This is a genomic window from Acidovorax sp. GW823-FHT02H02 (genome assembly GCF_058797075.1).
Genome location: NZ_JBXAJH010000010.1, coordinates 164,448 through 174,115, shown reverse-complemented (window position 1 = coordinate 174,115; position 9,668 = coordinate 164,448). Strand labels below are relative to the sequence as shown.

8 protein-coding genes and 2 pseudogenes are annotated in these 9,668 nt (G+C 63.4%); 4 read left to right on the top strand and 6 right to left on the bottom strand.

Features of this window, described 5'->3' with window-relative positions; translation table 11 throughout:
• The coding region (locus tag AC1RDS_RS12730) for a helix-turn-helix domain-containing protein (RefSeq protein ID WP_492227067.1) at positions 1 to 246 on the bottom strand (246 nt) is incomplete at its 3' end.
• Positions 247 to 350: 104 nt separating this feature from the next.
• Here AC1RDS_RS12730 and AC1RDS_RS12725 point away from each other — a divergent pair.
• Genes AC1RDS_RS12725 through leuD form a run of 4 tightly spaced genes read left to right on the top strand, consistent with a single transcriptional unit; the run spans position 351 to position 4,383 of the window.
• On the top strand, positions 351 to 1,337 hold the full coding sequence (locus tag AC1RDS_RS12725) for a tripartite tricarboxylate transporter substrate binding protein (protein ID WP_092701608.1): 987 nt from the start codon (positions 351 to 353) through the stop codon (positions 1,335 to 1,337).
• 36 nt (positions 1,338 to 1,373) lie between these two features.
• Positions 1,374 to 2,279 carry an alpha/beta fold hydrolase gene (locus tag AC1RDS_RS12720; RefSeq protein ID WP_348682504.1) on the top strand — a complete coding sequence of 302 codons (906 nt, stop codon included), beginning with the start codon at positions 1,374 to 1,376 and terminating at the stop codon, positions 2,277 to 2,279.
• Positions 2,276 to 3,709, top strand: a complete 1,434-nt coding sequence (gene leuC / locus AC1RDS_RS12715) for a 3-isopropylmalate dehydratase large subunit (protein ID WP_348682505.1) — start codon at positions 2,276 to 2,278, stop codon at positions 3,707 to 3,709. Before AC1RDS_RS12720 ends, leuC begins: the two co-directional genes overlap by 4 nt.
• Complete coding sequence (leuD, locus tag AC1RDS_RS12710; protein ID WP_348682507.1) at positions 3,706 to 4,383, top strand: 3-isopropylmalate dehydratase small subunit; 678 nt, start codon at positions 3,706 to 3,708, stop codon at positions 4,381 to 4,383. Before leuC ends, leuD begins: the two co-directional genes overlap by 4 nt.
• 239 nt (positions 4,384 to 4,622) lie before the next feature.
• Here leuD and AC1RDS_RS12705 read toward each other — a convergent pair.
• The 5 genes and pseudogenes from AC1RDS_RS12705 to AC1RDS_RS12685 form a co-directional block, all read right to left on the bottom strand.
• Positions 4,623 to 5,143 (bottom strand): annotated as a pseudogene (locus tag AC1RDS_RS12705) (HAD family hydrolase); the annotation flags it as partial.
• The gene (locus AC1RDS_RS12700) at positions 5,144 to 5,647 is read right to left on the bottom strand and encodes a c-type cytochrome (RefSeq protein WP_092701598.1); all 504 of its coding nucleotides are present in this window, start codon (positions 5,645 to 5,647) and stop codon (positions 5,144 to 5,146) included.
• Positions 5,648 to 5,675: 28 nt separating this feature from the next.
• Positions 5,676 to 6,261, bottom strand: a pseudogene (locus tag AC1RDS_RS12695) (methyltransferase family protein).
• Positions 6,262 to 6,336: 75 nt separating this feature from the next.
• Positions 6,337 to 7,050, bottom strand: a complete 714-nt coding sequence (locus tag AC1RDS_RS12690) for a PepSY-associated TM helix domain-containing protein (RefSeq protein WP_348682509.1) — start codon at positions 7,048 to 7,050, stop codon at positions 6,337 to 6,339.
• Positions 7,051 to 7,060: 10 nt separating this feature from the next.
• Positions 7,061 to 9,178, bottom strand: a complete 2,118-nt coding sequence (locus AC1RDS_RS12685; RefSeq protein WP_092701614.1) for a TonB-dependent receptor — start codon at positions 9,176 to 9,178, stop codon at positions 7,061 to 7,063.
• Positions 9,179 to 9,668 lie beyond the last annotated feature (490 nt).

Below are 9,668 nucleotides of genomic sequence, written 5' to 3'. Positions count from 1 at the left end.
CGAATCGGGGTGCAGTTTGACCGCAGGCCTGGCGCCGCGCCTGCGCTGCAGGCTCAGGCACTGGGCTTGGGCGCTGCTATAGCCAGATGAATAGGCGTTGCGCTTCAGTTCCCGGCTGATGGTGGCGGGCGAGCGTTGCAATTGCCGTGCAATCGCACGTACGCCCTGGTTCTGCTGCTTCAGGCTGGCGATGGTGGCGCGGTCTTCAGGCTGGAGCTGGCGGTACTGCGAAGGGGAGGAGTGCATCTGCTGACCTTACAGGTTGGCAGGTGTTGCACTTCACTTTTGAATCCGCCCCCATAAGATGCGCCTCAGAAAGCACCCAACAACCATATGCAGGAGACAACCCCATGAACCAAATCCACGTCTGGCCCTCCCTGATCCGTCGCTCGGCGGTCACAGCGGCGTTTGCGCTGCTTTCTGCCGCGGCATTGGCGCAGGCTTACCCCACCAAGGCCATCAAGCTGGTGGTGCCCTATGCGCCCGGCGGCAGTGCCGACATTGCCGCACGGCTGGTGAGCGATGAATGGGCCAAGGCGCTGGGAGGCTCGATCTTCATCGAGAACAAGGGTGGTGCGGGTGGCAACATCGGGGTGGACATGGTGGCAAAGGCGGCGCCCGATGGCTACACCATCGGCTTGCAGACCGTATCGCTGGCCATCAACCCCGCGCTCACGGCCAAGATGCCGTACGACACCCTCAAAGATCTGACCCCCATCGGTCTGGTGGCCAGCTCGCAGCATGTCCTGGTGGTCAACAATAGCCTGCCAGCAAAGAACATCCAGGAACTGGTGGCGCTGCTCAAGGCGCAACCGGGCAAGTATTCCTATGGCTCGGCCGGGCCGGGTAGCACCTTTCATATGTCTGCCGAGCTGTTCAAGGCGGTGGCGGGCGTGCCCATCGTGCACATTCCCTACCGGGGCGGCGGCCCGGCGATGATCGACACCATATCGGGCCAGGTGGCGCTGAGTTTTCCGGTGCTGTCGGCGGCACAGCCGCATGTACAGGCCGGCAAATTGCGCGCCCTGGGGGTGACGGGCCCCAGGCGCTCGGGCCTGCTGCCCGATGTGCCCACGATTGCCGAGGCGGGTCTGCCCAACTATTCGTTTGAAACCTGGTTCATCGTGTTCGCCCCGGCGGGCACGCCAAAACCCGTCATCGACAAGCTCAACACCGCCCTGAACCAGGCGCTCGGCACCGTGGCGCTGAAAGAACGCATGACCAAGGACGGCTTTGACCCGATGCCTTCCACCCCGGAGCAAGCCCGCGCCAGACTGGAAAAGGAAATGCCTCTGTGGGCCAAGCTCATCAAGGAGCGCGGCATCACCACCGAATGATGCGCCTCACCGGCCGACCGAACCACGTTAGCTCCGATGACCGACACCCCCTTGTTCCCCGGCTTTGTCCGGCAGCGCATCCCCACGCCCGACGGCCAACACATCCAGACGCTGGTCGGCGGCAATGGCCCTCCCTTGCTGCTGCTGCATGGGCACCCCCAGACTTCGGCCATCTGGCACAAGGTGGCGCCTGCGCTGGCACGGCAATTCACGCTGGTGCTGGCGGATCTGCGGGGCTATGGTGAATCGGCCAAGCCTGCGGGAGATGCGGACCACGCCAACTACAGCAAGCGCACCATGGCCGCCGACATGCTGGCGGTGATGCAGCACCTGGGCCACTCCCGCTTTGCGGTGCTGGCGCATGACCGGGGTGCACGCGTGGCGCACCGGCTGGCGGCAGACCACTCCGGTGCCGTGCGCCGCATGGTGCTGCTGGACATTGCTCCCACCTTGGCCATGTACGAGCAGACCAGCGACGCCTTTGCCCGCGCCTACTGGCACTGGTTCTTCCTGATCCAGCCAGCCCCTTTGCCTGAGCGGCTGATAGAGGCCGACCCGGCAGCCTATATCCGCGATGTGATGGGCCGCCGCAGCGCGGGTCTGGCGCCGTTCGATGCACGGGCACTGGCCGAGTACACCCGCTGCCTGGCGCTACCTGGCGCCGCCCACGGCATCTGCGAAGACTACCGCGCTGCCGCAGGCATTGACCTCGTGCATGACCGTGCCGACCGCGACGCAGGACACCGGCTTGGCATGCCGCTGCTGGCGCTGTGGGGCGAGCAGGGCGTGGTGCACCGATGCTTCAAGCCGCTGGCCGAGTGGCAACGCGTGGCGGCCAACGTGCGTGGCCACGCCTTGCCCTGCGGTCACTACATCGCCGAAGAGGCGCCCGACGCCCTGCTGGCAGCCGCCTTGCCTTTCTTGTTGGAAACCGACGCATGACCCACCCCTCTCTACCCGGCCAAACCCTCTACCAGAAGCTGGTGGCCTCGCACACCGTGGCGGCTCTGGACGAACAGAACGTGCTGCTGTTTTGCGACCTGCACCTGATGAACGAATACACCAGCCCCCAGGCCTTTGCTGGCTTACACGAGGCTGGGCGCGGCGTGCCCGTGCCGGGCCAGAACGTCGCCGTGGTGAGCCACATCATTCCCACCCATCCAGTGCGCCACCGCATCATCCAGGACCCGCCGTCGGCCTTGCAGGCCAGCAACCTCAAGGCCAACTGTGACCGCCACCACATCCCGCTGTTTGACACCAACGACCCCCTGCAGGGCATCGAGCATGTGGTCGCGCCAGAGCATGGCATGGTGCGCCCCGGCATGGTCATCATCTGCGGCGACAGCCACACCACCACCTATGGCGCGCTGGGGGCCCTGGGCTTTGGCATCGGCACCTCCGAGGTAGAGCATGTACTGGCCACGCAGACCCTGGTCTATCGCATGGCCAAGGACATGCGCATCCGTGTGGATGGGCGTCTGCCGCTGGGCACCACGGCCAAGGACCTGATCCTCATGGTCATCAGTCGCATCGGCGCCCAGGGCGCGCGCGGCTATGCCGTGGAGTTTTGCGGCAGCGCCATCAGCGCCCTGTCCGTGGAGGCGCGGTTCACGCTGTGCAACATGGCGGTGGAGGCGGGTGCCCGCGGTGCGTTGATTGCGCCAGATGACAAGGCAGTGGACTACGTGTTGGCCCGCGCCACCGACATTACTGACGATCTGCGCGACCGTGCACTGACGCATTGGGCCACCCTGCACAGTGACGCCAATGCCGTGTTTGAGGTGGAGCACCGATTTGATGCGAGTGAGGTAGCCCCCTTTGTCACCTGGGGCACCAGCCCCGACCAGGCTATGGCCATCAACGCTACCGTGCCACAGCCCGCCAGCATGCTTGATGCTGTGCAGCGCAGCAGTGCAGAACAAGCATTGCGCTATACAGCGCTCGGCGCGGGGCAGGCCCTGCAGGGGGTGCCCGTGCAGCATGTATTCATCGGCTCGTGCACCAACGCGCGCATCGAAGACCTGCGCGAAGTGGTGAAGGTGGTGGGCACACGCCATGTGGCGCCAGGCGTGCGCGCCATGGTCGTGCCCGGCTCGGGCGCCGTGAAGGCCCAGGCCGAGGCTGAGGGCATTGCTGGCATCCTGCAGGCTGCGGGCTTTGAATGGCGCCAACCCGGCTGCTCCATGTGCCTGGCCATGAACGACGATGTGCTGGCACCAGGCCAGCGCTGTGCCTCCACCACCAATCGCAACTTCGAGGGCCGCCAGGGCAGGGGGGCCATCACCCACCTCATGAGCCCGGCCATGGCCGCAGCCGCGGCCGTTACCGGCTACATCACCGATGTGCGCACCCTGGAGACACTTCACGCATGACTACCCGCACCGCAACCCCCACCGACAACACGGTGCTGTACGGCCACGCCGCCGTGCTGGCCACGCCCAACCTGGACACCGACCAGATCATGCCCAAGCAGTTTCTGCGCGGCATAGACAAGTCGGGCCTGGCACCCGGCTTGCTGTACGACCTGCGCTTCGATAGCGCAGGCCAGCCGCGCCCGGACTTCGTGCTCAACCAACCTGCCTATGCGGCGGTGGATGTGCTGATTGCGGGCTCCAATTACGGTTGTGGTTCCAGCCGCGAGCATGCGGTGTGGGGCATGCAGCAATACGGCTTCAAGGCCGTGGTGGCATCGAGTTTTGGCGAAATCTTCTACTCCAATGCATTGAACAACCGGCTGCTGCTGGCCATGGTGCCGGAGGCGGAGGTGCAGGCCTTCATGCACGAAGCTGCGCAACTGTCAGGTCCGTTGGCACTGGAGATCGACGTGCAGCAGCGCCTGGTGCGCAGTGCACAACATCAGGCGGGCTTCACGCTCTCGGACCGGCATCAGCGCATGTTCTTGCAAGGACTGGACGTCATTGGAGCGTCGCTGTCTTATGCCGAGCAGATCAATGCTTTTGCCGCCAGGCACTGGGCGGCACAACCCTGGCTCAAAGACGTGGCGCAGGTAACGCGGGAGCGCCTGTCGGCCCTGACTCCGCGCTAGTCTTGCGGATGTGCGCGGTCTTGTGCGTCCCATAGTTGTCCATTGCCAGAGGCACGTCCAGATCGCTGAGTACATTGGCCTCGATGGTGCGGAGGAACTGCAGGAGCTCGCTGCTGCGATGGCGCCGATGTCTCTCATCGATATCGTTTGCGCGGGTCGAGGCCGAGCCACGCGATGAATGCCATGCGGGGCATTCTGCTCGGGCAGGACTGATAGAAGAATGGCCGGTAGATTACTTTTCCGCCATCTGCTGCAAGTGCTGCCCGCAGCATCCGCGCTGCAGCTGAACCCATGGCCACGACATGGCCGTCTTTTTGGAGCCGCTCCACGAGTGCCAGTTTGTCCGCGGACTTGTCTCGCCGTGCACTTCGTCGATGCCCAGCTTTGCACTCACGGCCTTGGCTGTGGTCAGGCCGTCCCCGGTGGCCCGATGCGCAGACCGCTGGCGTGCAGGGTATGGATGGCGTCCGCCGTGGTGACCTGGATGGGGTCGGTCACGGCCAGAAGGCCGGCGAGCCGACCATCCACGGCCAAGTGCGTCACGCTGGCGCCCGCATCGCGGAACAGCATACCCTGGGTGGCGGCACGGCCGGTGGCGATCATCACCGACATGGGCGTGACCCGCCCCAGCGCTCACGGGCACGCGATGATGAGCACGGCCACGGCATTGATCAAACCAAACACCCAACGAGGTTCCGGAGCGACCCCCCCAGACAAAGAAGGCGGCAATGGCGATGAGTACCACCACGCGACCGAATTGCTATCGGGACAGAGACTTGCGGTACTGGGCGTTGATTTCGTCGTGGCGCTGCCGTATCTCCGCCGGCCACTGCGCCTTTATCCAAGACAGGACCGCCACGATCTCATCGTCACTCAACACGCCTTCATAGATAGGCATTGCGGTTCGGTAATCGGGTTGATTGATGAGCCGGACCAACCCCTGCTTGGTGATGGCGAAGAGCTGCTCATCGGGGTGGTGCCACGTATGGCCGCTGGGATCGTGGGGTGGCGCGGGCAGGAGGCCATCCGTTCCACGGTCGCGCCAATCCGGTTGACCCTCGCCCTTGGCTCCATGGCAAACCGCACAGTGCTGCAGGTATAGGCCTGCGCCGGCATGCAGCACCTGCGCGTCATCGGGGCGCAGGCGATGCGGCGCTGCCGGTGGTTGCAGGCTGCTGTTGCGCAGGTAGATGTACCCGGCTCCTGCGGCCAACAGCACGGCTGTCATACCTGCAAACCACGTCGCCAGCGACTTCACTCTCATCACAGCCTCACCGATTTCCTGTCCCTGATCATGCTCTGCCACTCGTTCTGCCACCCACGGCCGCCATGACACCCCAGCAGGGAATCAAGCGGGACACGCTTCGCGCACATTCTGTGCACGCCTCACCGAAACGACGCGCACTATCTCGTCCCTCGTTCTGTGCCAGACGTACATACATCACCGCCAGCACGGGAAACATCAACAACGTCCATGGCGTCGGCCATTGGCGGAGAAAGCCAAGCATGATCAGCACAAACGCGACATATCGAGGGTGCCGGATCCGAGCATACACGCCAGTGTGCGCAAGGCGCCCTTGCCGTTGTGGGGGGCACCGTCCCAACCGAACAGCCGTTCCAGCAGATGGTCCGCATCGTGATTGAGCAGGTCCACGCCCGGGAATTTCTGGCCGAGCCAGCCTGACAGGGAGTAGATGGTCAGCGGAAATCCATACACATCCACGGACAGCGCGACGATAAAGGTGGGGTGAAGGCACCAAAGCTGCGCCAATCGCGCGCGCTTGCCGGTTGAAAGAAACCGAAGGTGAACATGGCGAAGACCGCCACGTTGAGCATTACCAAAGTCCATAGACCATAAGACGGCCCGGCATGTTCCATGGCCTTAATGCCGCCTGCGTCAGGAAATCGGATGGGGGCGGATGGCTGTGCGCGATCCAGGCATGCCATGCAGCTTCAGGCCGAGACCCCTAAAAGCAGCAAGAGGCCAAAGCTGGTGCCCGCAAGGCCCAGTGCAAGCAACCGGCTGCCGTGCAGCTTGGTCCACAACAGCACACCCGTCAGCGACAGTACGATCAAGGCACCGGCCAGCGTATCGGTCAGCAGGATCCAGGGCACCGAAGCGCCCGTGGCCATATGCAACCGATTCAACCGTGCCAACAGATTCGGGTCCATGCGCTTGACCGCCACCGAGTTGTTGCCCACCCAGTACTCGGCGTTCACCGTGGCCCGGGGCGTAGCGAAGGCAATCACCCAATGTTCAGGCTGTACCGCCCCAGGCCAGGGGGTAGGCCCGGCCGGCGCCACTTTTTTCTGATGCGGTGGCTTGGCAATACCCAACTCATGCTGCAGGTGAAGAACCAGTGCATCAATGTTTTCGGGCTTCCGGTCAAGACTGAGCTGCCATTGCGTGTTGGCATAGGCCGGGCCAGGAATTTTCATCGTGGCCCGGTGGTTAAGCAGCAGGCCAGTGGTGCCGAACAGCAAGCCCAGGACGCCGCCCCACATTCCCAGCCAGGCATGCGTGCGCCGCAGCCACTTGAGCACGGCGGGCCGATGCCAGCGCGCCGGCATGAACAAGTGGCCTCCCCCACCGCGCGGCTTTGCGGGATGCGGCCTCGCCGTGGCCTCCAGTGCTTGGCGTGAAGCGATGTCAATGGCTTGCTGCATGGCCTTGGCCTCAGAACCGGTAGCGTGCAACAACCTGTGCCGAGCGCGGGGCACCTGGCAGGTTCAGGTTAGGCGAACTGCCATGGCCCGCCACGATATAGCGGCGATCGAACAGATTGTTGAGCTTGAGCTGCATGTCCCAGGAGCCCATGCGGTAGTAGGCCATGGCGTCAACCGTGGTGTAGCCAGGCAAGGTGACCGTGTTGCCGGGGTTGGCGAACCGGGCGCCGGCATAGTTCAGGCCGCCACCCAGACCGAAGCCATGGCCCAGCGCCTTGGTGACCCATAGGTTGGCGCTGTGCCGGGGGGTCAGCGTGGGCCTTTTGCCCTGCACGGGCTGGCCGGCGTCAACGGCAGGCGAGGTGGTCATCTCACCATCGAGGAAGGCATAGCCGGCCCAGAGCTGCCAAGTGGGGGCAACCTCGCCAGCAAAGGTCAATTCAAGCCCATTGGTACGCTGCACACCCAGGGGCACCAGGGTGTTGGTCACCGGATCGGTGCTCTTGATATTGGTGCGCTCCAGCTTGAAAAGCGACGCCGTCAACGAGGATTTTCCGTCCGGCAGATCCCATTTGACCCCCACCTCCTGGTTGGTCGTTTTCTCGGGGGCGATCTGCGCATTGTTGGCCGCCAGGGAGAAGGCCTCGCCCGATGGCTGGAAAGACTTGCTCCACGAGGCGTAGTACGACCAGGTGGTCGAAGGCTGGTAGACCAGACCGATGCGGGGACTCCATGAGGTGTCGGTCCTGCCCAGATTCGATTTCCCAGGCATGCGCTCGTAGGTCTCCTGCTCGAAGCGGTCGTAGCGCAAGCCGGCAAGGGCCTTCCATTGCGCGCTGAGCTCCACCAGGTCTTGGGCGTAGAACGCCAGGGTTTTGAAAGTGCCGAGGTTGTTCGCACCCGGCGTCTGGGAAGTGCTGAGTGGCAGTGTCGGCAGCGCTGGGTTGAACAATGCGAAGTTACGGATCCTGCCGTTGGCGTCGGTCACAGGCGCCGAGAAGTTCACCACGTCCTTGTTCTGCTGTCCCAGTTCAACGCCGTACAACACCTGGTGCTTCATGCCGAGGAGTTGCGTCTTCTGCGCCAGCTCGGTCTGGTTGAACCAGCCGTGCTCATCGCGGTAAACGTTGCCATGGTTGAGCGTGAACGTGAGATCCCGCGCGTTGACACTGCGCGTCAGCGTGTTGTTGCGATCCAGCGAGTAGGTGTAATAGCGCAAGGCATTGCGCAGCGACAAACTGTCGTTGAAGCGGTGATTCAGCGTGAGGCCGACCGAATCGACCTTGGACGTACTCACGTCCACATCACGCGCATTGGCGGCGCCATAGTAAGCGCCAGGTCGGACATCGACGGGCCGGCCGTTCAAGGCCGGGATGCCGAAGTCCGTGATGCGGCTGTCCTTCAGATGGTCCATCTGCAGCAGCACGCTGGTGTCCGCACTGGCCTTGAACAGCAACGAGGCTGCCAGCGCTTCGCGATCCAGGAATTGCGGGTCGCGGAAACTATCGGCGCGTTCCAGCGCACCGGTGATGCGGAAAGCAAAGCGACTGTCCTGCGGCGCGCGCGCCAGGTCGAACTCGCCGCGACGCTGATTCCAGCTGCCCAGCGTCACTCCCACTTCGCTCCGGTTGATGCCCGGCTTTTTGGTAATGCGGTTGATCAGGCCGCCCGAAGAGCCCCGTCCGTAGAGCACGGACGCGGGCCCCTTGAGCACCTCGACCTGCTCGATGTTGGACAGATCGCGAAAGTACAACGCATCGTCACGCAGACCATCCACGAACTGGTCGGCAATGGCAGAGAACCCGCGGATCGTGACTTGATCACGCTGGCCGTCGCCATGGGACAGGCCCACACCAGGAACCACCTTGAGTGCATCCTGCATGGACTGCGCGGCCTGGTCGCGCAGCAGGCTCTGGGGCACCACGTTCACCGTCTGCGGAATGTCGCGCAACGGCGCTTCGATCTTTGTCGCGCTGGTGGCCGTAGGTGGGTTGTAAGCCGGTTCCAATTCGCGGTCACTGCGAATCTGAACCTCCTTCAATGTAGGCTCGGGTGCCTGTTGCGCCATTGCCCCGCCGGAAAACGCCTGTGCCAATGCCGCTACCAGCGGCAAATACCTGAATGTCATGGATGCCTTGTCGAATAAAGCTTGTTTAGTTCGGCATGGCGGATCTCGACCAGGTACATATCCTGGCGTCAAATGGCTACTACCTGTCTTGCGCTGTGGAAGCGTGCGCATTGTAAATGCAAATCAGTCTCGTTTTACAAAATCTTTACATTCAAGAAATGCCTTGTTCGCAAGGGGGCAATGATGTGCAGGCAGCTGGGTAGTGGCCTCCCGCTGCTGTCCCTGATGCACCGGCCGGACACCTGTAAGCCGCCATCCGTGAACGGCTTACTTGGCCGGGAGTGTGCGTTCGATAGGCGTCCCCCATAGCAGGCGTGCGATTTGAGCGGCAAATCGGCTGGGGAGCTGCTTTCGGTGAAGTGCATGAAATGGCGGCACGGCCATGAACGGGCCGCCGCCAGAGAGCGCTTTTGGCGGTGCCAATCATGGGCAATGGCGCTGGCAGGGGTTGCAGCAGGGTCGGCTGCGGGTGTCTGCTTTTGAATGGAGG